Genomic DNA, 26,381 nt, shown 5'->3' with positions numbered 1-26,381 from the left:
GTTCTCACCATTCGCAGGGCAACTCCGCCCTGATCATCGTGGGACCGCCCAGCGGGCTGTCGATGCTCAGGGTGCCGTCGATGGTCGCGGCCCGGTCCGCCAGCCCGGCGAGGCCACTGCCCGGCCGCGGCACGGCGGCGCCGACCCCGTTGTCGTAGACCTCGACGATCACCCGCTGCCCCTCGCGGCTCACCCGGACGAACGCCTCGGTGGCCTCGGAGTGTTTGGCGAGATTGCTCAGGCACTCGGCCACGACGAAGTAGGCGATGCTCTCCACCGCGGGCGGCGGCCGGTGGGAGACCTCCACCGACAGGTCCACCCGTACGGGCGCGCGGGCGGCGAGCGACGACAGGGCCGCACTCAACCCCCTGTCGGTGAGGATCGCCGGGTGGATACCCCTGGCGAGGTCACGCAGCTCGGCGATGGCGGCCTTGGTGCCCCGGTGCGCCTGGGCGAGGAGCTCCCTCGCGGCGTCGGGGTCGGAGTCCAGCTTGGCCTGTGCCCGGCCCAGGTCCATCGCCACGGACAGCAGCCGCTGCTGGGCGCCGTCGTGCAGGTCCCGTTCGATCCGGCGCCGCTCGGCCTCCGCCGCGTCCACCCCGCGGGCCCTGCTGGCCCTCAGGTGGGCGGCGCGGGCCGCCAGCCGGTTCTTCTCACTCGTCCCCAGCAGGGCGACGCCGAACAGGACGTGCAACCAGGCCATGCCCCGGGTCGCGTACAGGGCGGCGAGGAGGAAACAGGCCCCGATCAACGCGCACAGCAGCACCCGCGGCCCGCTGTCGATCGGCAGCCCGCCGATGGGCGTCATCGGCTGCCCGGCCAGCAGCAGGGGCAGTGGCGCGAACGTCAGGCCCAGTCCGAGAACCCACAGGACCGCCGTGACGGTGAACTCCGCGATTCCGATCGGCAGCAGTAACAACAGGTAGAGCAGGTCCTTCCAGGTGGCGGGGTCGACGAACATGTCCTTCCAGCGCAGGAACAGGTTGTCGCCCTCGGAGGGCCGGTAGGGGCTGGGGATGTCGACGCCGAAGGCCAGGCGCAGGAACCGGCGCTCCAGCATCGCGGCGCCCCGCCAGGCGAGCATGGTCAGGGCGAGCAGCGGCAGCCCGATCCACACGAGCACCATCACCAGGGAGGCCGGGATCACGGACGCGAGGAACGCGAAGCAGGCGAGGCCGTAGAACACGCTCACCAGCAGGTAGGGGACGGCCCGCCAGGTCATCGGGTCGACGAGCATGCCCAGGGGGCCGTTCGGCCCGAGCGGGACACGCCACCTGAGCGGCGTCCTGACCGGGGTCGTGCCTCCCAGCGTCTCGACCGTCATGCGCCTCCTCTGTCCCCGATGCCCACCCTCGTCATCTGTGTCCCCGCCGTCCCCGCCGTCCCCGGCGTCCCCCCGCGCCCGTCCGTTCCGGCGCGCCGCCCTCCTCGCGTGCCGTCCACACCCGCGACCGTCTCGGGCACGGGAGTCACGGGGAAAAGGGGTCCTGAAGTAGGGATATCCCGAAGTACGGGGTCACACAAGGGCTTTGGAAAACGTGAACGCCCCGGCCGGAGGGGCCGGGGCGTTCGACGTACGGCGGACGATCAGTCGCGGTCGGAGCTGACCGTCGTCTTCTGCACCTGGAGCAGGAACTCCGCGTTGGACTTGGTCTCCCTCATCTTCTCCAGGAGAAGCTCAAGGGCCTGCTGCATGTCCAGGGCGTGCAGCACGCGGCGGAGCTTCCAGATGATCTGGAGCTCGTCCTTACCCATGAGGATCTCCTCCTTACGGGTGCCGGACGCGTCGACGTCCACCGCGGGGAAGATCCGCTTGTCGGCGAGCTGCCGGTTGAGCTTGAGCTCCAGGTTGCCCGTGCCCTTGAACTCCTCGAAGATGACCTCGTCCATCTTGGAGCCGGTCTCGACCAGCGCGGTGGCGAGGATCGTCAGCGAGCCGCCGTTCTCGATGTTGCGGGCGGCGCCGAAGAAACGCTTCGGCGGGTAGAGCGCGGTGGAGTCGACACCACCGGACAGGATACGGCCGGAGGCCGGGGCCGCCAGGTTGTAGGCGCGGCCCAGGCGGGTGATCGAGTCGAGCAGCACGACCACGTCGTGGCCGAGCTCCACCAGGCGCTTGGCGCGCTCGATGGCCAGCTCGGCGACCGTGGTGTGGTCCTCGGCAGGGCGGTCGAAGGTCGAGTGGATCACCTCGCCCTTCACCGACCGCTGCATGTCGGTGACCTCTTCCGGACGCTCGTCGACGAGGACGACCATGAGGTGGCACTCGGGGTTGTTGCGAGTGATCGCGTTGGCGATCGCCTGGAGCACCATCGTCTTGCCCGCCTTGGGCGGGGAGACGATGAGACCGCGCTGGCCCTTGCCGATCGGCGCCACCATGTCGATGATCCTGGTGGTCAGGATGTTCGGCTCGGTCTCCAGACGCAGGCGCTCCTGCGGGTAGAGGGGGACGAGCTTGTTGAAGTCGGGCCGCTGCCGCGCCTGCTCCGGGTCCATGCCGTTGACCGTGTCGAGACGGACGAGCGCGTTGAACTTCTCCCTGCGCTCGCCGTCGCGGGGCTGGCGGACGGCGCCGGTGACGACGTCACCCTTGCGCAGGCCGTTGCGGCGGATCTGGGCCAGCGAGACGTAGACGTCGTTGGAGCCCGGCAGGTAACCGCTCGTCCTCACGAACGCGTAGTTGTCGAGGATGTCCAGGATTCCGGCGATCGGGATGAGGACGTCGTCGTCGCCGACCACGGGCTCGTTGCTGTCGAACCGCTCGCGGCCACGGCGGTTGCGCTCGCGGAACCGGCCACGGCGGCCACGGCGGTCGTCGTCGTCGCCTACGCCGTGCTGGTCGTTGCGGTCCTGCGGGCCTCGGTTCTGCGGGCCCCTGTCGCCTCGCTCGCCCCTGTCGCCACGGTCGCTGGTCCGCTCACCGCGGTCGTTGAGACGGTCACCGCGGTCGTTGAGACGGTCACCGCGGTCGTTGAGACGGTCACCGCGGTCGCTGGTCCGCTCGCCGCGGTCGCTGGTCCGCTCGCCACGGCTCTGGCCGGCGTCGGTGGCGCGCTGGTCGGCGCGGCCGTCGGTCCGGTTGTCGGGGCGGTTGTCGCCACGCTCGCCACGCTCGCGGCGCTCGCTGTTGCGGCCACGGCGCTCGCCGCGCTCGCGACGGCTCTCGCGCTCGCCACGACCCTCGGCCGGGGTGGTCTCGATGGTCTGCTGCTCCACGACGGGCTCGGGCGCGACGACGGCGGCCACGGGCTCGGGGGTGGGGGCGGAGGGCGCCTGCTCCACGACGGGCTCGGCGGCCACGACGGGACGGGACCGTTCCCTGCGGGTGCGCGCCGGACGCTCGGCGACCGGCTCGGCCACGACGGCGGGGGCGGCCACGGCAGGTGTCTCCTTGACGGCGGCGGGAGCCTGGGCGCTCTCGGTGGAGACGCCCTGCTTCTCCTGAATGGCCGCGATCAGCTGGCTCTTGCGCATCCGCCCGGTCCCGCTGATGCCGAGCCCGGAGGCCATGGCCTGCAGCTCAGGCAGCACCATGGCGGAAAGGCCGGTGCCGGAGCGACGGCGCGGCTTGGCCGCGGGGCGGGTGGGGGTGTCGCCGGACGCCGGCGCCGTGCCGGTGACGTCGGAGAGGAGTTCGGTGGTGTCGCTCACTAATGGGTCCTTCCCAGGGGTCGGGCGTGGCCATGATCAGCCAATCGTCCCGGTGGTGCGATCGACCCGGTGGGACAGACCGGGTCGGGTTGCACGTTGCGATCCTCGACGGCCCATCGAGAGCCGCCGCCACTGTCGGAGAAGGGCGGATCCAGGCCGTCACCATCGAGAATCGCCGACGGTGGGACTTGGAGGACACCCCCCGGATTGCTACCGGCAACCAGATGTCGAGGTGGTTCGAACGCGCATGTCCCCCTACAACGCCGCTTCTCAATGCCCCTACCGAAATATGGGGCATTCGGAGGCAACGGATTCGGGGAGGCCACTGCGGCGCCCATGTCTCACCAGGTGAGACATGGCACAGCGATGTGTGGCTGACAAGCACGCACCCAACGCGGGGCACCTGGTGCGGCTATCAGCCTAACATCACCAGCGCACACAGCTATTCCCTGAGGGTCGAAGAGGTGTCAGCGTGTCTCAAGAGAAACAACGCGGGCGCCTCTGGTTTCGACATCCAGTGGCTGGATGTGCCAGTCATTACCCACTTCCGGTGCGATCAAATCCTGCGTATTCACCGTTGAAAACGCAAGAACCGTGGGCCCCGCTCCCGAGACGACCGCGGCGACCCCCGCCTCGCGCAGCCGTCGCACCAGATCGGCGGTCCCCGGCATGGCCGGGGCGCGGTAATCCTGGTGGAGACGGTCCTGCGTGGCGGCGAGCAGCAACTCGGGCTCGGGTCTGGCGGTCAGCGCCGCGACCAGCAGTGCGGCCCTTCCCGCGTTCGCGGCGGCGTCGGCGTGCGGGACGTCCTTGGGCAGCAGCCCGCGGGCGATCTCGGTGGACAGCCGGTGCGCGGGGATGAGGACCACGGGCCTGAGGGCCTCGTGGGGCGGCAGCCGTACCAGGTGCGGCACACCCCCGGCGTCCGTCCACGCCACGGTGAACCCACCGGCCAGGCACGGCGCCACGTTGTCGGGATGCCCTTCGATCTCGGTGGCCAGCGCGAAGACGGCGTCGTCGGTCAGCTCGGCCGGCCCCTCCGGCGACTGATCCCCGCCACGGTCGTCTCGCGCGTACGGGGTGGCGGCGAGGGCGCGGGCGGCGAGGATTCCGGCGCAGATCGCCGCGGACGAGGAGCCGAGGCCGCGGGCGTGCGGGATCCGGTTGAGACAGCGCAGCCGGATGCCGCGCGGCCGTGGGAGACCCATCGCGTCAAAGGTCGCGCGCATCGTGGTGACGATGAGGTGCCCCTCGCCCAGGTCGAGTTCCGCGGCTCCCTCGCCCTCGACCACGATGTCGACGCTTTGGGAGTCCGGCCCGCCCTGGGGGTCGAACAGCTCTGCCTCGATCTCGTCGTGAAGGTCCAGAGCGAGCCCCAGCGTGTCGAATCCGGGCCCCAGATTGGCCGACGTCGCGGGGACTCGGACGGTCACCTTCGCCGTGCCGCCGGTCGTCGAGGTCCCCGAGGGGGCCGTGAGGGGCACGTCGCTTCTCCTGAGGTTCACGTGAGGTTCACTGGGCGAGCTTGAGGTTCGACTAGGCGAGTTCGAGGGCGGTGGCCGCCGCGTGCGCGTCGATCGGGATCGTCACCGGCGTGGGGGCGCCCGAGATGGCCCAGTCGGGGTCCTTGAGGCCGTTTCCGGTCACCGTGCACACGATGCGCTGTCCCGGCTCGACCAGGCCCTGCCCGTGGGCCTGGAGGAGGCCCGCCACGCTGGCGGCGGAGGCGAGCTCGACGAACACGCCCTCCTCCTGGGCGAGCAGCTTGTACGCGGCGGCGATCTGACGGTCGGTGACGGCCTGGATCACACCGCCCGACTCGTCACGGGCGGCCTCGGCGAGCTGCCACGAGGCGGGGTTGCCGATGCGGATCGCGGTCGCGATCGTGTGCGGGTGGGTCACCGGCGCGCCGTTGACGATCGGCGCGGCACCGCTGGCCTGGAAGCCGAACATCCGCGGCGTCCTCGTCGCGACGCCGTCCCCGGCGTACTCGGTGTAGCCCATCCAGTACGCCGAGATGTTGCCCGCGTTGCCGACCGGGATGCAGTGGATGTCGGGGGCGTCCCCGAGCGCGTCGACGATCTCGAAGGCGGCGGTCTTCTGGCCCTGGAGCCGGAACGGGTTCACCGAGTTGACCAGCGCGATCGGGTAGTTCTCCGACAGCTTCCTGGTCATCTCCAGGCAGTCGTCGAAGGACCCCTCGACCTGGAGCAGCCTGGCCCCGTGGACCAGTGCCTGGGCCAGCTTGCCCATCGCGATCTTGCCTCGGGGCACCAGCACGGCGCAGGTCAGGCCCGCCCGGACCGCGTAGGCGGCGGCGGAGGCGCTGGTGTTGCCGGTCGAGGCGCAGATGACGGCCTTCGCCCCGTCCTCGACGGCCTTGCTGATCGCCATGGTCATGCCACGGTCCTTGAAGCTTCCGGTCGGGTTGAGGCCCTCGACCTTCAGATAGACCTCGCAGCCGGTCAGCGCCGACACCCGGTTCGCCGGGACGAGCGGGGTGCCGCCCTCCAGAAGCGTGACAACGGGCGTCGCCGTGGTCACCGGAAGTCGGTCACGGTACTCCTCGATGAGGCCACGCCACGCCCTGGTCATGATTGCTCCTCACCGCGCACGGCCTATCCGTGCGCGTGCTACCTGCGGTATTGGGAAACGAGTCTACGGGCAACGCGCTCGGCTCCGGGATGCGATGTCCACCAAATGGACAAGCCAGGCGTCTCTCCAGGGAACTCTAAGGATCAGCCGATATGGTCTGCGAGCCTTGACAGGGCTTGACAGACGGGGAATCGAGACAAGGGGTGCCACATCATGACGGGCGGCACGGCGGCGGACCTGCCGCCGATCCGGCACAACGACTACTCACCCCTGGATCCGCCCGCGCTCGGCGCGTGGGATCCGGAACTCCCGGTGAGCGTGATCATTCCGGCCCACGGCGGGCAGCACAGGCTCGACCTCGCCCTCGCCGCCCTGGCCGCGCAGACCTACCCTGATCACCTCATGGAGGTGATCGTGGTCGACGACGGCAGCGAACCGCCGCTGCGGCTGCCGGAGATCGCCCCGAGTGGCGCCAGGATCGTGACCACCGGCTCCTCGGGCTGGGGGATCGCCCACGCGGTGAACACCGGTGCCGCCCTCGCGGAGGGGCGGATCATCCAGCGCCTCGACGCCGACATGGTCGTCTGCCGCGAGCACATCGAGGCTCTGGCCCGCTGGCACCACCTGGCCGGCTACCTGGTCACGATCGGTGCGAAGAAGTTCGTCGAGGAGCCGGCGCTCACGGCCGCGCGGGTCCACGAGGGCGTGCGCGCGGGCTCGCTCGCGTCCCTCTTCGACCTGTCGGCCGCCCTGCCCAGTTCCACCGAGCAGACGATCTCCCGCACCAACGGCCTGCGTGCCAGCCGCAACCCCTACCACGTGTGCACGGGGCCGACGGTGTCGATGCGGCGCGAGATCTTCCAGGCCGTGGGCGGGGTCGACCCCGGGGTGCTGCGGGGGGAGGACACCGAGTTCGCCTACCGGCTGGCCGCGCACGGCGTGGTCTTCGTCCCCGACATGGCCGCCCAGGCCGTCCACCTGGGGCTTCCCGCCCAGCGGCGCGACCCGGGGCGGGCGGTGCGGGTCGTCGCCCCATACCTGGCCCATCGGGTGCCGCTCCGCCGCGACCTGCGCAAGGACCGGGGCCGCCACTGGCTGGTCCCGTACGTGGAGGTGGTGCTCCGCGCCGACGGGCCCTGGGAGAAGGTGCGCGAGGCGGTGGGCGCGGCGCTCGACGGGTCGCTCGGCGACGTGATCGTCACCCTGGTCGCCCCGTGGTCGGAACTGTCCGGGGAGCGCCGCCCCGTGCTGGACGATCCCCTGTTCGAGCTGCGGCTGCTGCGCGAGCACTTCGCCCACGACGAGCGGATACGGTTCGCCGACGAGATCTCCGCGACCCCCGCCCCGATCGCGTTCCGCTACACGGGCCCGGTCTCGGTGCCGCTGGGACGTGAGACGTTGGAGCGGATGATCCGCGTGATGCAGGACGACCGTTCCGGCATGCTCGTCGCCGATCTCGGCGACGACGGCGAGGCGAGGCTGGAGCGGACCGAGGCACTGGGCCGGGCGAGGCTGCTGGGCGCGGACGACGTCGCCGCGTCGATCGAGGCCACCCACGGCGTACGGCGCGGCGACCGGTCGGAGTTCTGGCCCGCCTCCCCGATCCCCGATCCTCCGCCCGCCCAGGTTCCGGCCACATCCAAAAGTCCGGCCCCGGATCGGGGGCGGGAACCCGCGAGACCCGTGGCGGAGCGGGCTCCCGGGCAGGAGCGGCACCAGGAGGGGATGCGCCCGGAGGGGCGCGGCTCCCTCCTCGGCAGGCTCCGCACCGCGCTCAGGAGCTGAGCGGCGGGCGGAGGTCCCCAGGGCGTCTCCCGGACGCGGAGCTCCGCACCGCGCTCAGGAACCGAGCGGCGGCCACGTCGTCAGCGACGGCGGGTGATGACCCGTTTCACGGAGGACAGCAGCCCGTACTGGACGACCTTCCTGGCCGCGGCCAGCTCCTTGCGCAGGGTGCCGACCTCGCGGCGCAGCTCGACGGTGCTCCTGCGCCAACGACCCGCCTCGTCGCGCCACTTGACCGCCTGCTCGCGGAGCCGTTCCGCCTCTTTGGTGAGGCGGGCCACCTCGGCCTCCGCCTCGCTCCTGACCCGGTAGGCGCTGCGGCGGCCGGTGAGGGCACGGGCCTCCGGCGCGAACCCGTAGGTCTCACCGTCCACCCAGATCACGCCGAAGGTGTCGTCCACGGCGTCGTCGAGGTCCTCCCCCTCCCTCAGCACGATCGCGGCGCGCGCGAACGCGGCGGCACGTTCCAGCCGCGCCGCGACGACCGCCCGTCCCGAGCCCGTGCCGCCGGTGCCGTCAGCGCTGTCGGTGCCGGTGCCGGTGCCGGTGCCGTCATCCTCGGCCAGCAGTACCGAGACCAGGCCGTATCCCTCGTCCGCGGCCAGGTCGAGCAGCCGGGCCAGAGTGTCCTCGCCCGGCACCCACCCCGCGGGCAGCCGGAGACGGTACGGAACCGCCCAGGCGGGACTCGGCGGTGTCGAGGACCCCGGCCGGTCGCGGGAGGCCGCGGGGGTCTCCTCGGTGAAGCGGACCCTGGGCTCGTGGGTGTAGTGGCCGCGGATCAGCACCAGGTCCAGGTCTGGGTCTCGCAGGGGGGCGCGTCCCTCGACGCCGACACGGTCCCACGGCCCGGTGAGGGTGACCGCGACGTCGGGCACGGTGCCCGCGAGCACGGCGTCGACGGTGGCGCGGACCTCGTCGTAGGCGTAGTGGGCGTACCGCCCAGGCCCTCCCGGCTCGACGACCACCTCGACGTACGGCACCTTCCACTGTCTGGCCGGATGGGAACGGAGCCAGCGGTAGGACGGGATCCGGTCGGCCACGAAGGCGTGGCTGACCCGGTCGATCGGCGCCTTGTCGCGCATGCGCATGGTCGGGCCCAGGTGGAAGGCGCGCGACAGCGGCTCGGGGACGAAGACGGCGCCCGCCTGGGCGAGCCGGTAGCCCATCTCGGTGTCCTGGCCGAGGATCAGGTCGGTGTCCATCGGCCCGGCGGCGGCGAGCAGCGCGGCGTTGACCGAGGTCGCGCCGCCGACGTGCAGGCTGAACGCGCGGTGCGGGTTGGCGGTGAGGCCGTCGGTGCGCTCGACGAGGTCGACCAGCCAGGCGTGCGGCTCGGCGGGCTCGAAGAGTTTGGCCAGGTCGTCGGCGGCGGCGACCACCTCGGGGGCCGGCAGCGCCGCCGGGGTGAAGCGCAGGTATCCGGTGACCACGAGGTACGGGGCGGCGTGGTGCCAGCGCATGTGCGCCTCGACCGACCTGCGATCCAGTACGACGTCGGAGTCGAGCCAGTGGATCACGTCGCCGGTGGCGGCCGACAGCCCGGCGTTCCTGGCGTGGGCGCGGCCGGGGACGGGGCAGACGATCAGGCGGGTGTTCTCGGGACGCAGCGCGGGCAGCCGTAACGGCGGGCTGCTGCCGTTGTCGACCACGATCACCTCGGTCAGGGCCGCGGGGTAGGTCTGCGCGGCCAGGGCGGCGAGTGCGAGGTCGAGTTTCTCCTGGTCACCGTAGGCGGGAACGACGACGCTGACCCGGAGCGAGGGTGTCAGGGAGCCCAGGGCGGCCGGCGTGAGGCTCCGATAGTCGTTACCGGTGATCCGTGCTGTCATGGCGCTTCCAGGGTCGGGCTCCGGCGAGGACCGCGTCCCGGGTTCGAGGCGACGCAGGGAAGCCGGTGTCGAGGGAGCCTCGGGACCGGGTGTCGTGGTGAATGATCCGGGCCGCCGGCGCGGTGGGCGCTCGCTCGCGGGAGGCCCGCCGGGGTGGCCGGAGAGGGCGGGGAGGGGGAGGTCGGCTGCGCGGGCACGAGCGAAGGATAGCGAGGCGGGAAGATCCCTTCTCACCACACTTCCCACTTGACATTGAGGATCACTACTAAAGGCTCACAGCTGTCACACAGGTCACAGGAACCTTCGAATTTCTTATTTGTCGACGTATTTGCACTTGAGAAGCCGATAGCCTCATTTACCACTGACAAGGACAGGTAAAGTTACAGAGCGGCACGGAAGGTAAGCGCGGATGTCCACGCCCCGAAAACTGACGCTTCTGGCGGCGACACTCGGCCCGGTGTTCCTGATCGCGCTGACACTGCTCGCGAGCTTCGAGATCATCTCGGTCACGGCGGCCATCGTGCTCGGCGCGATCGCGACGGTGCTCGCCGTCCAGGTGTTCGCGGTCGCGACCGTACGCAGGGTCGACGGAAAAGCCCAGCGGATCGACGCCCGGGTCAAGCGCTACGAGGCGGAACTGGCCACGGTCAAGGCGGCCACCCAGCGGCTCGACCGTCGGCTGGACGAGATCGTCGAGTTGCTCAAGAAGCACGAGCACAAGCGCGACGAGGATCTGCAGGCGATCCTGGTCTCCCTGGGAGAGGATCGGCTGGCCTCCGTACCCCGGCATCAGGAAATCGAGGAGATGGTTCACGACCTGCTGCCGCGCCTGGCCGCGGTGGAGGCGAGAACCGAACGGGACGCGCGGGAGAAAGCGGAGGAGAAGGCGTGACCGGGACTGGTTTCGCCACCCCCGGCACCGCTTCCCTCGCTTCTCCCACCCGCCCGCGCGACGAGCGGGCCGCCGTCCCGCGCGCCGGGGTGAGGCACAACGACTACGGCTCCCTGCTCCCGCCCGACCTGGGCATGTGGGAGCCCCGGCTCAGGGTGAGCGTGGTGATCCCCGCGCACGACTGCCAGGAGGCCCTGGACCGCACGCTCGCCGGGCTGGCCGCGCAGACCTACCCCGCGCACCTCATGGAGGTGGTCGTGGTCGACGACGGCAGCGACCCGCCGCTGCGCGTCCCCGAGATCACCCCGGCCAACACCAGGCTCGTCCGGGTGCCCGAGGGCCGCTGGGGCCGGGGTTGGGCCCGCCAGACCGGCGCCACCGCCGCCGCGGGTGACATCCTGCACTGGGTCGACTCCGACATGATCCTCGACAGGGAGCACGTCGAGGCGCACATGCGCTGGCACCATCTCCTCCCCTACGCCGTCGTGATGGGCGACGTCCGCTTCACCCCCGACGGGATCGGGCCCTCGGCCGACGAGGTCTTCTCGGCCGTGGACGCCAAAGACGCGGAGAAGCTGTTCGAGGAGTCCACGCCGCACGAGTGGCGGGCCAGGGTGCTGGAGGAGACCCGATGGCTGCGGGACGCGGGCACCGGGGCCTACCGGCTCCACTCCGGCGCCACCACCTCGGTCCCCGTGGCGCTGCTGCGCTCGGTCGGCGGCGTGAACACCACCCTGAACATGGCCGAGGACACCGATCTCGGCTTCCGCCTCGCGCAGGCGGGCGCGGTCTTCATCCCCGACCCGCAGGCCCGCGGCTGGCATCTCGGCCCCTCCACGGTCATGATCCGGGAGAAGGAGGTGCACCGGCACAACTGGTCGGTGCTGCCCGACCTCATCCCCGACCTGCGCTGGCTGCGCACCCACCCGCGCAGGACCTGGCTGGTGCCGTACGTGCACGTCGTCGTCGACGCCCGCGACGCCTGCTACGAGGACGTCCGGGCGAGCGTGGACTCCGCGCTCGCGGGCACCCTCGTCGACGTCGCCGTCACCGTCGTCGGGCCGTGGGCGGACCTCCCCACCGGGCGCCGCCCCTCCCTCGACGAGCCACTGCTCGACCTGCGCCTGGTACGCAACCTGTACGTCCACGAGCCACGCGTCTCCTTCACCGAGGAGACGCCCGCCGACTCCGCTCCCGCGCCGTTCAGGCTCACCCTGCCCGCCGGATGGGCGCTCGGCGCGGAAAGCCTGGCCGAACTGGTCGAACTCGCCGAACGCGAGGAGCACGGGCTGCTGAGCGTGGCACTCGACGAGGGGCCTTCCGGGGTGAGGGCGGCCAGGTTCGAACGCACCGCCGCCTTCGCCAGGGCCGCGCTGGTGAGTGACGACGTGAGCGGCGACGGACGCCGGAGCCTCGGCAGTGATCCTGCCGGTGACCTCGACGGGGACATCGACGGGGACATCGACGGGGACATCGACGGGGACATCGACAGTGACATCGACGGGGTCGTCCACGAGCTGTTCGGCTCACTCTGGGTGGGCGCCGCCGAGGTCGGCGTGACGACCGCGGGCGAGGCGGAGCCCGTCGCCGGGGACACCGCGAAGTGGCGGGCCGACTCCGCGCGCCGGAGGCGCGAGGCGGAAAACCTGAGGAGCGAGGTGGAGAGCCTCCGCGCCGAGGCCGAACGCCTGCGGGCGAAGAACGCGCGCCTGGAGGACGAGCTGCGGGGCGGGCCACTCAAAAAGATCATTTCAACGGCCAGGCTGCGAGGGAAGACCGGCTGATGTCCCTTCTGATCGATCTGGTCCGCGCCGCCAGGGAGCGCGGCGGCAAGCGACGCGTCCTCGTCTACTGCGCGGGCTTCGAGACGCTCGGCGAGCTGGAGGCGTACGGGGCGATGGACCTCGACGGCGACCTCGACGGCCTCCCGCGCGCCGAGGAGGGCGCCGCGGAGATCCTGGTGCTCGCCCGCACCGCGACCGACGTCCGCAGGGCCGCGAGCCTGCAGTCGCTGCTCGCCATGGCCCCCCGGGTCGTCGTCGCCGTGCTGGAGACGCCGCACTGGTACACCGCGCCGGTGTTGTCCCCAACCCCGGCCCACCGCTGGCGCGCGCTCGTGGAGCTCCGCGTCCACCAGCCGAAACAGCCCGCCTGGGTGGTCGAGGCGAGCTTCTCCAAACCGGTGCCCGCCGGGCGGACGCTCGCCGCGACCGCGAGGGCGTTCGGCGGGCACCGGATGGACGCCGTCGCCGGCCCCGTCGGCGCGCTGGCGGGTCCGGGAGCGGCCCACTGGCGCCCCGGCGACCCGAACGCGGCCCCCGCACCCCTCACGGGGCCCGTTCCCGACAGGTTCGGCGCCCGCGGCGCCGACCTGGTCGTGCGCGCGGTCGGCGAGGAGCCGCCACCCTGGTCCGGCGCCGATCCCACCGGCGAGACCACAGTGGACCGCCCGGTCGCCGAGCTGATGACCTGGGAGAGACTCGGCCGCCCCGGTGGCGGCAAGATCCTGGAGAACGGCATCGGCGACCTGTCGGAGCCCTGGACCATCCCCCCGGTCGACAGCCGCTCGGTCAACCCCATGAACTTCGTCACCGTGCCGACCCTCGGCACGGCCGACCTGTCCTCCGAGTCCGGGCGCTGGACGATCACCTGCGGGGGTGGGACGCTCACCTCCTTCGACGCCTCCGGCCGCGTCACGGACGTGGACGTCAGCCGGGTCAGGCAGGTCAGGGGCGTGCGGGTGGACTGGCGGCACAGCCACACCGGCCCCGCCGCCGCGCTGCGGGTCGTCACCGGACTCGCCGCGGCCGGGGTTCCCCTGATCTGTGAGGCCGTGCCGCGCTGGGCGGGCGCCCTCGGCCCCGAGCTGGCCAGACTGATCACCTCGGTCGACGAGCCCGCTCTCAAGGACGACCTGGAGCGCGAGGAGCACAGCATCCGGTTGCGCCGCGAGGCGCTGCGCCTGCACGGCGTCCGCGCCCGATGGGAGCAGCTGGGCGCCCCCGTGGCGCCCGCGGCGACGGTCTCGGTGCTGCTCGTCACCCGCCGCCCGGAGATGGTGGGCTTCGCGCTGAGGCAACTGTCCAGGCAGCGCGGCGCTACCTTCGAGGTGATCCTCGCCCTGCACGGCGTCCCCGCGACGCATCCGGGCGTCGCCGAGGCCCTCGCGTCCTTCGAACGACCGATCACCGTGGTCGAGGCCGACAAACAGACCGTGTTCGGAACCGTGCTGAACCAGGCGGCGGCGAGGGCGTCGGGGTCGTTCCTGCTGAAGATGGACGACGACGACTGGTACGGGCCCGACTTCATCTCCGACCTGCTGCTCGCCCACTCCTACTCGGGAGCCCAGGTCGTGGGCATGGTCCCCGAGTTCGTCTATCTCGCCTCGATCGGGGTGACCGTCCACCGCGAGCAGATCACCGAGCAGATCACGAACTTCATCGCCGGAGGAACCATCTTCTCCGAACGCTCCGCCTTCGAGGCCGTGGGCGGCTTCCGTCCCATGCCGGGAACGATCGACGCCCAGTTCCAGCACGCCGTGCAGGCCGCGGGCGGGCAGATCTACCGCACTCAGGGACTGGGTTACATCCTGCGGCGCGGCAACGTCGCCAACCACACCTGGCGCGAGCCGATCGGCACGTTCCTGCGGCGCAACAAGCGCCAGTGGCGCGGCTTCCGGCCCAGCGCGCTCATGGAACTCTCCACGGAGACGCCGTGAGCACGCCGCCCCCCTCTGACGCACGTCGTGTCTCCGACGCGCCGTACCCGACACCGACACCGGCCCCGGCTCCGGCCCCAGGAGGCGCCGCGGGCACGTCGCGGGTCCTCGTCGGCGACGCCGCCACGCCACGGATTCCGGGCAACGACTACGGGGTGCTGCCCGCACCCGCGCCCGGCACGTGGGAGCCGCGCCTGCCGGTGAGCGTGGTGATCCCCGCGCGGGGACGGCAGGACAGGCTCGACCTCACGCTGGCCGCGCTCGCCGCCCAGACCTACCCCTCCCACCTCCTCGAGGTGATCGTCGTGGACGACGGCAGCGCGCCCCCGCTCCGGCTTCCCGAGATCGCCCCGGAACACACCCGGCTCGTCGGCAACGCCCCAGGTCGCCGGGGCATCGCCTGGGCCCTGGAGACCGGCGTGGCCGTCGCGGACGGCGAGGTGATCCACCGGATGGACGCCGACATCGTCTCCTACCGGGAGCACGTCGAGGCGCACATGCGCTGGCACCATCTGGCCGGCTACCTGGTGGTGACGGGGACACTGCGCTTCACCGCCATGGCGGGTACACCGCCCACCCCGGCCGAGGTCCAGATCGCCGTCGCCAAGGACAGGGCGGACTCCCTCTTCGAGGAGGACCCCGAGCACGGGCACGACTGGATCGGCGAGCTCATCGCCACCCACCGTGGCTTCCGCGACGCGCCCAGCTCACTGCTGCACCGCGTCCACGTGGGCGCGACGGTCTCGCTGCCCGCCGTCCTGCTGAGGGAGGCGGGAGGGCTGGACACCTCCCTCACCCTCGGCGAGGACACCGAGCTGGGTTACCGGCTCACCCAGACGGGCGCGGTGTTCGTCCCCGACGCCGAGGCGCTGAGCTGGCACCTGGGCACGACGACGGCGATGCGCAGACCCGCGGACGTCAGGCGGCACAACGACCCGTTCATCGCCGACCGGATCCCGTACCGGCGCCACCTGCGCACCGACGCGGGCAGGCAGTGGCTGGTGCCCTACGTCGACGTCGTGGTGGACGCCGAGGGCGCCTCCTTCGAGGACGTCAGGGCGAGCGTCGACGGGGCACTGGCCAGCACCCTGCCCGACGTGCACGTCACCCTCACCGGGCCGTGGAGGTCGCTCACCGGCGAGCGTCCGGCCCCGCTGGACGACCCGCTGCTCGACCTGCGGCTGCTGCGCGGCCAGTACGCCCACGACGGCCGCGTCTCCTTCGCCGAGCAGGTCTCCGCGACCTCCGCGCCCGCGCCGTTCCGCCTGCTCTGCCCCGCCGGCTGGGTGCCGGGGGCGGACTCGCTGGCCACGCTGATCGAGCGGGCGGAGAAGGAGGACGAGGGCCTGCTGCTCGTGGCGCTGGACGAGGACGAGTCGGGGGTCCTCGCCGCCCGCCTGGAGCGGACCTCCGCCGTCGCGAGGGCGATGCGCGTGGCCCGCGAGGGCGAGCGGCTCGACGACGTGATCGCCGACCTGCACGGGGCGACCTGGCTGGACGCGGAGTCGTGGAAGCTGCGGCCCGCGGCACAGGCCTACCCCTACTGGGCCACCAACCGCAACAGGGAGGCCGCGCGCTGGAAGGCCGCGGCCGAGTCGCGGGCGAAGGAGGCCGAGCGGGCCAAGCGGCAGGTCGTCGCGCTCAAGGCCGAACTGAAGGAGCTGCGCTCCAAGGCCGCCAAGGGCAGCCGGGACACCGTCAGGTGGAAGGAGAAGGCCGAGCAGCGCCGTCTGGAGGCCGTCGCCCTGCGCCAGGCCCAGCAGCGTTCCCTGCTCGCCCGCGCCGCCCGCCGCCTCCGCAGGCTCGCCGAGGGCCCCTGACGTCCCACCGCCGCCGCGGGCTCACCGAGGATCCTGACGCCCCGCCGTCTCGGCGGGCTCACCGAGGCTTCCCGCCGCCGAGGACACCCGGACGTCTCCGGGGGTCCTCGGCCGCGTTCACTCCCGCACGGGCAGGGGGCGGTAGCGGGCGCCGACGGCGCTCTGCAGGGTACGAACGACGGTGCCGTGCGACTTTCTGGTCACCAGCCAGTCGAGGAACCGGTTCAGGAGCCTGGGAGTCGTCGAGTAGAGGCCGCAGTCGTCGCAGACGCGGTGGAAGACGAGCGGAACCAGCCCGCCGCCGGTCTTCTCCGCGTTGAGCACCTGCTGCTTCATGTGCCGCAGCAGGGTGTCCTCGCGGACGGAGCCGGAGGTGCGGATGTCGTAGCGGTCCTTCGGACGGAAGGGCTCACCGGCCGGGCAGCCGGGGCAGCCCCACTCCTTGAGCCCGCCGACCCCGCGGGCCGCGTCGTAGCCGCACCGCCGCGCCACCACCTTGGCGTCGGAGTCGACCGCACCGAACGGGTAGGCGAGGGTCGTGGGCCGGTATCCCCACGCGATCAGCGCCCTGCGGTCGTCGCAGATCTGGCCTTCCTGCTCGCTCCGGGTGAGCTCGGTGAGGCGGACGTGGGTCAGTGTGTGACCGCCGATCTCGTGGCCCTTCTTCGCGATCGCGGCCAGCTCGCGCCGGGTCAGCTTCTCCTCGCCGCCGACGGTGTCGGTGTTGACGTAGAACGTTCCACGCATACCGCGTTTCTCCAGCATGCGGGCGGCGGCGGGGTGGGTGGAGTCACCGTCGTCGAAGGTGAGCGCGACGATCGTTTTGATCTTCTTCGAGGGGCGCGCGGTCGCCGCGTGGGCGGCCGGGCTCAGCGTCGCCACGACGGCCAGCGCCGTGGCGAACGCCACCACCCGGTGGAAGACCTTCACGGTGGACTCCCTTTCGCGGAACGGCAGACAGGGCATGAAAGAACCCTATAAGTCGGTAGAGGCCACCAAATGAACCGTTATCAAATGCCCAGGAACCCGATGCCGAGCCGACATGGCATGATCACCGCGAGGGCCGGGATCGCCCCCCGGCAGTGTCGGCGACGGCGGGCCGCGCCCGCGCCGAACCGGCGCGGGCCGAGCGGACCGACGCCGACGCCGAACAGGCGCGGGCGGGCAGGCCACGGCGGACCGTCAGGTGCCGCCAGGAGGCGCGTCCTCGCCCCCGGCGCCGCCCACGGGGAGGAGAACAACCCCGTAGGTGCCGCTAGGAGGCGTCCTCGCCCTCGACCCGCATGACACTCACCACGTCACGGACGATGTCCAGCTCGCGCAGACCCTCGATCGTGGCGGAGAGCGCGGCGTCGCTCGCCCGGTGGGTGACCAGCACCAGCTGGGCGTCCGCGCCGTGCCCCTCCTGTCTCACGGTCTGGATGGAGACGTCCTGCTTGGCGAACATGTCGGCGACCCTCGCGAGCACGCCCGGCTTGTCGGCGACGTCCAGGGAGACGTGGTAGCGCGTGACGGTCTCGCCCATCGGATGCACGACCAGGTCCGCGTACGTGGACTCCTCAGGTCCCCGGGTGCCCGCCAGCACGTTGCGTCCCACGGCCACGATGTCGCCGAGTACGGCGCTCGCGGTCGGGGCGCCGCCCGCGCCCGCGCCGTAGAACATGAGCTGCCCGGCGGAGCGCGCCTCGACGAACACCGCGTTGTACGCCTCGCGGACCCCGGCCAGCGGGTGCGTCCTGGGGATCATCGCCGGATGCACCCGTACGCCGAACGACCTGCCGTCCTCGGAACGGGCGCAGATCGCGAGCAGCTTGATGACGTATCCCATCGCCTTGGCGCTGGCCACGTCCGTCGCGGTGATCTCGGTGATGCCCTCGCGGTGCACGTCGGCGGCCGTCACCCGGCTGTGGAAGGCGATCCCCGCGAGGATCGCGGCCTTGGCCGCGGCGTCGAAACCCTCCACGTCGGCGGTGGGGTCGGCCTCGGCGTAGCCCAGCGCCTGCGCCTCCTCCAGCGCGTCGGAGAACGAGGCCCCGCTGGAGTCCATCTGGTCGAGGATGTAGTTGGTGGTGCCGTTCACGATGCCGAGCACGCGGTGCACGTGATCACCGGCGAGTGACTCGCGCAGCGGCCTGATCAGCGGGATCGCGCCCGCGACGGCCGCCTCGAAGTAGAGGTCGGCGCCACCGGCCCTGGCCGCGGCGTGGATGGTCGCCCCGTCCTCGGCGAGCAGCGCCTTGTTCGCCGTGACGACCGACTTGCCGCTGTTCAGCGCGGCCAGGATGAGTGCCCTGGCGGGCTCGATGCCGCCGATCACCTCGACGACGACGTCGATGTCGTCGCGGGTGACCAGGGCCTCGGCGTCCGTGGTGAGCAGGGCGGGGTCGATGTCGGCGTCCCGCCTGCGGCCCAGGCGTCGTACGGCGACCCCGGCGAGCTCCAGCGGCGCCCCGATGCGGGCGGCGAGGTCGTCGGCCTGCTCGTGCATGAGCCTGACCACCTGGGAACCGACGACGCCGCATCCCAGAAGTGCGACTTTCAGTGCCATGCGGTCACGCCCCCTTGTCACTCACACCGTGGACGGCGCTCTCGGCCGCTCCGGGTCGTTTCACAGCTGTCCTCTCAGGAGGTCGTCCTCGGTCTCCCTGCGGACGATCACGCGAGACACCCCGTCCTTGACCGCGACCACGGCGGGCTTGGGGAGGTAGTTGTAGTTGTTGGCGAGCGAGCGGCAGTAGGCGCCGGTGCCCGCGACGGCGATCAGGTCACCGGTGGCCAGGTCGGCCGGGAACCACAGGTCGCGCACGACCATGTCGCCGCTCTCACAGTGCTTGCCGACCATGCGGGAGAGCATCGGCCTGGCGTCGCTCTCCCGGGAGGCGAGGCGCGCGGTGTAGTCGGCACCGTAGAGGGCGGTGCGGATGTTGTCGCTCATGCCGCCGTCGACGCTGACGTAGGTGCGCAGGCCCTCGACGTCCTTGATCGTGCCGACCTCGTAGAGCGTCACGCCGGCCAGTCCGGCGATCGCCCTGCCCGGCTCGACGGTGAGCTTGGGCACCGGCAGGCCGGCGCCCCTCGCCACCCTGCTCACGATCTCCCGCAGGTTGTCGGCGATCTCCTTGACGTCGGGCGCGGTGTCGCCCTCGACGTACGGGATGCCGTAGCCGCCGCCGAGGTCGAGCTCGGGCAGCACGACGTCGTGCTCGTCCTTGATCTTGACCAGGAGGGTGGCGAGGCGGGCCGCGGCCACCTCGAACCCCGCGGTGTCGGTGATCTGAGAGCCGATGTGGGAGTGCAGGCCGACGAGCTCCAGCTGGGGCAGGGCGAGGATCCGCCGCGCCGCCTCGGCCGCCGCGCCGCTGCTCAGCGAGAAGCCGAACTTCTGGTCGTCGTGGGCGGTCGCGATGAACTCGTGGGTGTGGGCCTCGACGCCCACGGTGACGCGGATCATCACCTTGGGACGCCTGCCGTGCTTGTCGGCGAGGAAGCCCAGGCGGGCGATCTCCTCGAAGGAGTCGGCCACGATGTGCCCGATCCCGGCCTCGACGGCCTTCTCCAGCTCGGCGAGCGACTTGTTGTTGCCGTGCATGGTGATCCGCTCGGGCGGGAACCCGACGCTGAGCGCGACGGCGAGCTCCCCGGCGCTGCAGACGTCGAGGCCGAGGCCCTCCTGCATGATCCAGCGGGCGACCTCGCGGCACAGGAAGGCCTTGCCCGCGTAGTGGACCTCGCCGCCGGAGAACGCGCTCGCGTAGTCACGGCAGCGGGAGCGGAAGTCTTCCTCGTCCACCACGTAGAGCGGGGTGCCGTGCTCCGCGACCAGGTCCCTCACGTCCGCGCCGCCGATCGTGATCGAGCCGTCGGCGCGGCTCGACGTTCGGGGCCAGATGGTCGGATCGAGCGCGTTCAGGTTTGCGGGTGCGTGCGGAGGGCGCTCCTCGGGCAGCACTTCTGCATGCCGGTCACCGGCGGGGTGGACGAATCGACTCACCCGATCGAGGCTATCGGACCCGGTGATCCCCCTGAGACGATTGCCCACCCATCGAGACGCGATCCTGCTCGAACACGCGAACTTTTTACGTTATGGGCCATTTTGACGACATATTTTAAGGTCGCATCGCGAGACGATCCTCGGGAGCGAGCTGGGCGGGCGCGTTGCCGGAGGCTGGAGGGCCGGGCGCCGGGCGCGGAGGGTACGGCGCGAAGGCGGACGCGCCGAGCTCGGCGCGGAAGACAGGGCGGGGAGCCGGGCCGAGCGCTCGGGTGCGGAGGATACGGCGGGGAGCCCGGCGAACGCGTCCCGGCGAAGGCCCGTGAGCCTAGGAGACCTGCTCGGCGGGAGCGCCCCAGGTGTTGCAGGACCCCACGGTGCCGCCCTTCTGACCGCGCAGCATCCACTCGGCGCTGCTCGCGCCCGAGCCGTGCGACTGCCGGTAGCCCGCCTCCGCCCCCTCGTCCGCGCCGGGACCGCGCCCGGCGAGAAGGCGCAGGTTCTCCAACCGGCGCGGTGCGACGCCTCGCAGCGCCACCGCGGCCAGGCAGTCGGCCTGCAGTTCGAGCCGCCGCGACCACGCCTCGTCGAAGGCCTCGGAACCCCTCTGGTCGGCGATCCCGCTCACCTCCTGGACATGGTGGGCGTACTCGTGCGCGAGCGTGAACATCATCGGGAAGGCCCGCTCGCCCTCGACCAGCACGTTCACGACGCGAGGCCCCGGGCAGTAGATCCCGGCCCAGTCGTAGTCGTCGATCCCGCACGCGGCCTCCTCGGGAGCGGCGACCAGCCGCACCTCCCCGGGCGGCTCGTAGTCGATCTCCGCCCGTGCCAGGGTGGTCGCCCACATCCGTTCCAGGCATCCGGCCAGGGCCTTCAACGACGCCCCGACGTCGGCGTCGATGTCTTTCGGCAGGGTGTCGCAACGGCCGTCGACCGGCTCGGCATCCCCGTAGAGACGATGCTTCGCCGCGGCCGAGATGGGCGAGCCGGGGGCGGTGCCGAGGAGTTCCCTGAGGTCTCCGCCGAGATAGGCGAGCCCGCCGAGAACGACGGCGAAGGCGAGCAGGGTCGGCAGCGTTCGCCGGACCACCCCTGATCGGCGCGGCTCGTGCGCCTCCCAGTCACGAGGCCCGACCATTCACCTCTCCCCTGATCCTTTTGAACTCCTTTGGGAGGGTCTATCACAGTCTCTCGGGTGCCGTCTCGCCAAGCGCCGTCAACGCCTCGGCCAGCACGTCCCGCACGGCCCGCGCCAGGCGCACCCGGGCGGTGTGGAGCTCCGACGGCTCCTCGTCCCCCGAGGGAAGCGCGGCGGCACCCTCGAACGCGTCGTGGTACGCCAGCGCCAGCTGCTCGGCGTAGGCGGCCCACCCGGGGTCCCGGCTCACCCGCCTGCCGTGGATCTCGGCCAGCAATCTGAGCACCGCCCGGTCTCTGCGGTCCTCCAGCAACTCGGGCCTGAAATCCCCGCCGACGCCGAGTTCGGTGGCCCAGCGCTGTACGGCGACCGCCCGCGCGTGCGCGTACCTGACGACGAACCCGGGGTTGGCCCACGTCCTGGGCAGGTCCCGCCACGTGGCGGACCCTCCCGTGGCCACGGGAGGGGGGGTGTCCCCCGCGGGAGGCGGCACGGGTTCTTCGCCCGTGCCGCCGGGAGCGGCTCCGGAAGCGGTCGCGCCGATCTCCGTGACGAGTTCGCCGGGGACGGTCACCACGATCTCCAGGAAACCCCGGGGCCGCACCCGGACGGCCGTGATCCCCGGCAGCGCGCGCAGCCGCTCCGCCAGCTCCTCGGGGTCCTCGCCCCTGCGCAGCGCGACCGGGGAGACGTAGATCGCCTCCCCCGCCCACGTCCCCCTGGGAATCGGCGGCAGGCCGAGAACCTCGCCGAGCATGCCGGGCGTCATCGAAATCCCTCCAGCGTGGCGACCCCGGGCTTCGGCCCCGGAGAGGAAGTCAACCCGGCAGCCTAACTTCCCGGTGAGGTTGTCAGGCGGCGACGGGGGCGGCCGGCGGTCGGTGGCGCCGTCGATCGCCTGACGGTCGCCGGCGCTCGGAGCCGGCGTTCAGATCAGGGCGTGCGGGTCGGCCGGACCGTAGTCGACGAGCTGGGCCGAGCCGAGCAGCCAGCGGTCACGGTCGCGGAGGCAGACATAGCCGAAGCGGTCGGCGGAGAAGACCTTGATCCCGTCCGCGCGGCACTGCCGCATCAGCACGTCGGCCCAGTTGTCCGAGACGTCGGCGAAGCCGATGTCCCGCAGGACCGCGCGGCGGGCCAGCAGGGTGGCTCCCGCGATGTCGGGCAGGTAGGAGTACTCGGCCGAGGGCTGGCGCAGCACGGTCGCCGCGACGTCGCGCAGGTGGGCGTAGTAGGCCGCCTTGCCGACGATGTCGGCACTGGCGAACAGGAACGCCCGGCTGAGATCGGCCAGGTAGTGCTCGCCGTACCGGTCGCGGGCGTCCATGACCGCCACCAGGTCGCCCTGGCACAGGTCGAGGGCCCGGTTGAGCAGGCCCCCCGTGGTCAGGTTGGAGGTGGGGCGGCGCACCGTGACGTGCACGCCGTCGGGCATCGCGTCGCGGGCACGCCCCGCGGCGTCCGAGGCGTCCGACAGCAGCACCAGCTGGACGACGCCCTTCTGCGGCGCGACCTGGGCCAGCGCGTAGTCGAGGTCGCCCCGGTCGATCATGATCACCGAGATGTTCAGGGTGGCCCTGCCGCTGGGCAGGCCGATCGCGTCCAGCAGGTCGTCGACCTTGTTGGTCATCGTGCCCGAGGCGTACGCCTGGCGGAGTGCCAGGTGGGCGCGGCGCGCGTCCGGCTCGGTGCCGATGGGGGTGCCGCAGGCGGCGAGCTCCGCCATCCGCCAGAGCTCCGTGCCCGGCGGACAGTCGACCGCGACGGGCCAGCGGTAGGAGGTGAGGACGTCCGGGTACGACAGGTGCCCCGGAAGCAGTTCCTCCAGCGAGAGCACCCGCTCGAACCGGTCTCCGGCGAGCGGCAACGGGTTGTGCACGCGCGGCTGGATGGCGAAGGGCAGGATTCCCAGCGAGGGCGCCCGGCGTCCCTGCTCGGGCTCCTGGGCCGCCAGCGCGGTGCCCCACGGCCCCACGGACTTGGGCAGCGCGGTCACGACGTGCTCGAACAGCCGGGCCGCGGCGACGAACTCGGCGGGCGTGCCCCCGGTGTGCCAGAAGACCGTGCGGATGCCCCGCTCCGCGCACCAGGCCAGCAGCGCGCGCAGTCCCTGGCCGGGCCGGCGCAGCTCCTCCGCCCACGGCCCTTCGCTCACCGACTCGACCAGCAGCAGGTGCGGGACCTCGGCGGCCAGCACCCTGGCGAAGTCCTTCGGCGTGAAACCGGTGGTCTGGCGCCACTCGTAACGCAGCAGCGCCTCGCCGTGCGGCGCGGCGATCACGGCAGCGGTGAGGTGCGGACGGGTGTTCGGGCCGGTCGGGATACGGTACGGCTTGAGCTTCACCGGCCTGCCGCCGACGGTCCTGACGGAGCTGGTGGCCTGGAAGGACGCCCCGGGCACCGGTGCCTTGTCGCCCGCCTTGCGCGGCACCGGCTGGCGCTTGGGAGCGGTCGGGCGCTTGGCCGGCTTGGCCGCCCCGCGCAGGCCGCGCGCCAGCCGCACCGGGTTGCTCTTACCCGTCTTGATCGCGTCGCCCAGCCGTGACCAGCGGGCCACCTGCACCGAGGAGAGCTTCCACTTGGCCACCTCGGCCTGGTAGCGCTGCTCCGCCAGCTCCTTGCGGAGCTTCTCCTCGGCCGCGTTCGCGGCTTCGAGCCGCTCCTCGGTCTCGCTCAGAAGCTCCTTCACCCCGCGCAGCTCCTCGGCCGCACGCTCCGCATCGGCGATCTTGGCCTGTGCCGCGTCGAGCAGGCGGGCCAGCTCGGAAGCCCTCTCCGCGTGCGCCACCGCCTCCCGCAACGCCTGTCGTGTGCTTTCGAGTTGCTCGCCCGCCACGCCGTCCTCCGTTTCGTGAGCCGGGCGAAAGGATACCCTTTGGTCAATCGCGACACAGAGGAGTCAGCACGGTGCAGTGGCCGACGTTCAATGTGAGGCCGTACGTCTGCGGCGGCATCGGGCACCTCGACGAGGCCGTCCTGGAGAGGTTGCGCGAGGCAGGGCCGCGGGTCAGACCCGCCGTCCAGGCCGGGAACGCGGCCCTGTTCAGTTCCTCCCCGCTGCCCCCGTACCGGCGCGACGAGCGCACCTGGGCCTTCGCCTGGGGCGAGCGCACGCCCGGCGGCGCGGCACCGTGGATCACGGTGGCGGAGACCTACGAGACGCCCGGCCTGATCGACGACGGTGAGCGGATCACGCTGCACACCGGAGGTCTCGGCCTCGTGGACGTCTACTACCTGTCCTACGGCGGGGCCGTCTACTTCTCCTCGCTGCTTGAGCCGCTGCTCTCCCTCGCGCGCACGCCGTACGAGATCAACTGGGACGCCTGGGCCTCGATCATCCAGCTCACCTTCCCACTGCGCGACGACACCCCGTACACGCAGGTGAAGCGGCTCGCGGGGGCGAGCGCGCTCGTCTTCGACCGGGCGTCGGACCGGATCGGCGTCGAGCGGATGCTGCCCCGCTGGCTGCGCGAGGAGCCCTACGAGGCGGGCAGGACCGCCGGGGAGATCCTGGAGATCCTGCACGAGGTCTACAAGGAGTTCGACGGGCGCCCGCTGCTGGTGCCGGTCAGCGGCGGCTACGACTCACGGCTGCTGTGCTCGGTGGCGGTGGCGCGCGGGGCCGACGTGGAGTCGTGGACGACCAGCCCCGACGACGGCACCGACACCGACATCGTCTTCGCCAAGGCGATCACCCGCGAACTGGGCGTGCGTCACAGAGTGATCCCCCAGGACGCCGACGCCTATCCCGACGACGCGCTGGCCGCGGCGCGGCGACTGGAGTTCCTCACCCCGCACCACGCCTGGTACACCCCGTTCGCCCGCGAGGTGCACCGGGCGGGGCGGACCCTCGTCGACGGGCTGGCCGGAGGGCCGCTGCTGAAGAACTTCATGGTCAGCGGGGCCGCGCTCGGTGCCTCCACGCAGGCCGAGCGCAAGGCCGCGCTGCTCGGCTCGCTCGCGCTCGGCTCCCCGTCCGTGCCGTTCCTGTCGGAGGGGGCCGAGGCGTGGATCACCGACAGCGTCGGACACGCCTTCACCCAGTCGACCGCGATGCTCAACGGCCACCGGGCCGAGCTGCCGCTCTCGGTCCTGCACACCAGGACCGCGCGGGGCATCGCCCGCTCCCCGGTCAACCTGGTCGGCCCCGAGGCCTCGTTCGCGGCACCGTTCATCCACCCCGCCTTCTTCGACGCGGCGCTCTCGGTCGGCGTGCACCGCAAGGACCAGGGGCGCTTCTACCGCGAGGTCCTGTACGCGGCCAACCCGCGCGTGGCCGCGCTGCCCTCCACCAACGTGGTCAAGCAGCCGCTCCAGCGGGTCCCGCTCCGCTCGGCCGCCGCGCCCGCCAGGGAGTACGGCCACCTGATGCTCACCCGGGTCGCCGGCGCCGTGCCCTCGCTGCTGTCGGAGCAGCTCCACGCCGTGGTCGCCGAGGGCCCCGACGGGCTGGCGCGGTTCAACGGCTGGAACGACCGTTTCTGGGTGCGCGGTCTGGTGCTGTTCGGCGCCTGGCTCGGCGACTACCAGGACCATCTTCCCGACCTCACCCCGCCCTGGAACTGATCCCCTTTCCCTCCGCACCGGGGCCGGTCTCCGTCCGTCCTGTGCCCGCCCCGGTGTTTCCGGGGCGTCCGGTTCCGTGAGGGTTTCTCCATGCCCTGAGAGTGCCCCGCGAGTGCCCTGAGAGTGCCCCGCGAATGCCCCGGGAATGCCGCGGGGACCCGGTTCGCAACATCCGCGCAAAGGACCGGTCCCCGGCCTCGCGAGAAGATCCGTGTATCGGCCGGATCCCCGGGCATAGGACGAGGTCACCCCCCTGTGGCGTGTCATGTTTCACACAGGAAAACAATGAGCGACGCGACGATTACGCGGCCGTGGCGCGATGCGCGCGAAAATTCCGTGGGGAGGGGGCGATGTACCACGCCAAGAGGGCTTCGGGGGTCTCAGGTGGCT

At 71.9% G+C, this 26,381-nt stretch carries 17 protein-coding genes; 6 read left to right on the top strand and 11 right to left on the bottom strand.

The features are described from left to right. Positions 1–4 precede the first annotated feature (4 nt). The 4 genes from ACIBH4_RS18740 to thrC form a co-directional block, all read right to left on the bottom strand. A complete protein-coding gene (locus ACIBH4_RS18740; RefSeq protein WP_362767804.1) occupies positions 5–1,324 on the bottom strand; it encodes a sensor domain-containing protein in 1,320 nt (439 codons plus the stop codon). Positions 1,325–1,587: 263 nt separating this feature from the next. Beyond that, positions 1,588–3,651 carry a transcription termination factor Rho gene (gene rho / locus ACIBH4_RS18735; protein ID WP_362767806.1) on the bottom strand — a complete coding sequence of 688 codons (2,064 nt, stop codon included), beginning with the start codon at positions 3,649–3,651 and terminating at the stop codon, positions 1,588–1,590. Positions 3,652–4,118: 467 nt separating this feature from the next. After that, positions 4,119–5,135 (bottom strand): homoserine kinase, encoded by a 1,017-nt coding sequence (locus tag ACIBH4_RS18730; protein WP_362504613.1) that lies wholly within the window; start codon positions 5,133–5,135, stop codon positions 4,119–4,121. 52 nt (positions 5,136–5,187) lie between these two features. After that, positions 5,188–6,246, bottom strand: a complete 1,059-nt coding sequence (thrC, locus tag ACIBH4_RS18725; RefSeq protein WP_362504610.1) for a threonine synthase — start codon at positions 6,244–6,246, stop codon at positions 5,188–5,190. A gap of 213 nt (positions 6,247–6,459) precedes the next feature. Here thrC and ACIBH4_RS18720 point away from each other — a divergent pair, with 213 nt between their 5' ends. Further along, positions 6,460–8,031, top strand: coding sequence for a glycosyltransferase (locus ACIBH4_RS18720; RefSeq protein WP_362504607.1), 1,572 nt, complete (start codon positions 6,460–6,462; stop codon positions 8,029–8,031). 80 nt (positions 8,032–8,111) lie between these two features. Here ACIBH4_RS18720 and ACIBH4_RS18715 read toward each other — a convergent pair whose 3' ends face one another. Further along, on the bottom strand, positions 8,112–9,863 hold the full coding sequence (locus ACIBH4_RS18715; RefSeq protein ID WP_362767809.1) for a glycosyltransferase: 1,752 nt from the start codon (positions 9,861–9,863) through the stop codon (positions 8,112–8,114). Between the two features lie 409 nt (positions 9,864–10,272). On the opposite strand from ACIBH4_RS18715, the gene ACIBH4_RS18710 reads away from it, so the two are divergent. From ACIBH4_RS18710 to ACIBH4_RS18695, 4 genes are read left to right on the top strand one after another with little or no spacing between them, the layout of a single operon-like run. After that, positions 10,273–10,755, top strand: coding sequence for a hypothetical protein (locus ACIBH4_RS18710; protein ID WP_362504601.1), 483 nt, complete (start codon positions 10,273–10,275; stop codon positions 10,753–10,755). Beyond that, positions 10,752–12,539, top strand: a complete 1,788-nt coding sequence (locus ACIBH4_RS18705; protein ID WP_362767812.1) for a glycosyltransferase — start codon at positions 10,752–10,754, stop codon at positions 12,537–12,539. Before ACIBH4_RS18710 ends, ACIBH4_RS18705 begins: the two co-directional genes overlap by 4 nt. Then, positions 12,539–14,473: a glycosyltransferase gene (locus ACIBH4_RS18700; protein WP_362504595.1), complete on the top strand. Its 1,935-nt coding sequence runs from the start codon at positions 12,539–12,541 to the stop codon at positions 14,471–14,473. Before ACIBH4_RS18705 ends, ACIBH4_RS18700 begins: the two co-directional genes overlap by 1 nt. Continuing rightward, a complete protein-coding gene (locus ACIBH4_RS18695) occupies positions 14,470–16,293 on the top strand; it encodes a glycosyltransferase (protein ID WP_362767815.1) in 1,824 nt (607 codons plus the stop codon). The genes ACIBH4_RS18700 and ACIBH4_RS18695 overlap by 4 nt, the downstream gene beginning before the upstream one ends. A 117-nt stretch (positions 16,294–16,410) precedes the next feature. Here ACIBH4_RS18695 and ACIBH4_RS18690 read toward each other — a convergent pair whose 3' ends face one another. The 6 genes from ACIBH4_RS18690 to ACIBH4_RS18665 form a co-directional block, all read right to left on the bottom strand. After that, positions 16,411–17,259 carry a polysaccharide deacetylase family protein gene (locus ACIBH4_RS18690; RefSeq protein WP_362767818.1) on the bottom strand — a complete coding sequence of 283 codons (849 nt, stop codon included), beginning with the start codon at positions 17,257–17,259 and terminating at the stop codon, positions 16,411–16,413. A 289-nt stretch (positions 17,260–17,548) separates the two neighbouring features. Next, positions 17,549–18,841 carry a homoserine dehydrogenase gene (locus ACIBH4_RS18685; protein ID WP_362504586.1) on the bottom strand — a complete coding sequence of 431 codons (1,293 nt, stop codon included), beginning with the start codon at positions 18,839–18,841 and terminating at the stop codon, positions 17,549–17,551. A 60-nt stretch (positions 18,842–18,901) separates the two neighbouring features. Then, positions 18,902–20,284, bottom strand: coding sequence for a diaminopimelate decarboxylase (gene lysA, locus ACIBH4_RS18680; protein WP_362767821.1), 1,383 nt, complete (start codon positions 20,282–20,284; stop codon positions 18,902–18,904). Positions 20,285–20,612: 328 nt separating this feature from the next. Further along, positions 20,613–21,425 (bottom strand): neutral zinc metallopeptidase, encoded by an 813-nt coding sequence (locus ACIBH4_RS18675; RefSeq protein WP_362767823.1) that lies wholly within the window; start codon positions 21,423–21,425, stop codon positions 20,613–20,615. Positions 21,426–21,468: 43 nt separating this feature from the next. Continuing rightward, the gene (locus tag ACIBH4_RS18670; protein ID WP_362504577.1) at positions 21,469–22,194 is read right to left on the bottom strand and encodes a DALR anticodon-binding domain-containing protein; all 726 of its coding nucleotides are present in this window, start codon (positions 22,192–22,194) and stop codon (positions 21,469–21,471) included. Between the two features lie 159 nt (positions 22,195–22,353). Continuing rightward, positions 22,354–24,261: a hypothetical protein gene (locus ACIBH4_RS18665; protein WP_362504574.1), complete on the bottom strand. Its 1,908-nt coding sequence runs from the start codon at positions 24,259–24,261 to the stop codon at positions 22,354–22,356. Positions 24,262–24,332: 71 nt separating this feature from the next. Here ACIBH4_RS18665 and ACIBH4_RS18660 point away from each other — a divergent pair, with 71 nt between their 5' ends. Then, entirely contained in the window at positions 24,333–25,991 is a 1,659-nt protein-coding gene (locus ACIBH4_RS18660; RefSeq protein WP_362504571.1) for an asparagine synthetase B family protein, read from the top strand. Positions 25,992–26,381 lie beyond the last annotated feature (390 nt).

The organism is Streptosporangium sp. NPDC050284 (assembly GCF_044459525.1).
Taxonomy (GTDB): Bacteria; Actinomycetota; Actinomycetes; order Streptosporangiales; family Streptosporangiaceae; genus Streptosporangium.
Note: the sequence above shows the minus strand (reverse complement) of the source record. Positions and strands in the feature narration are given on the sequence as shown.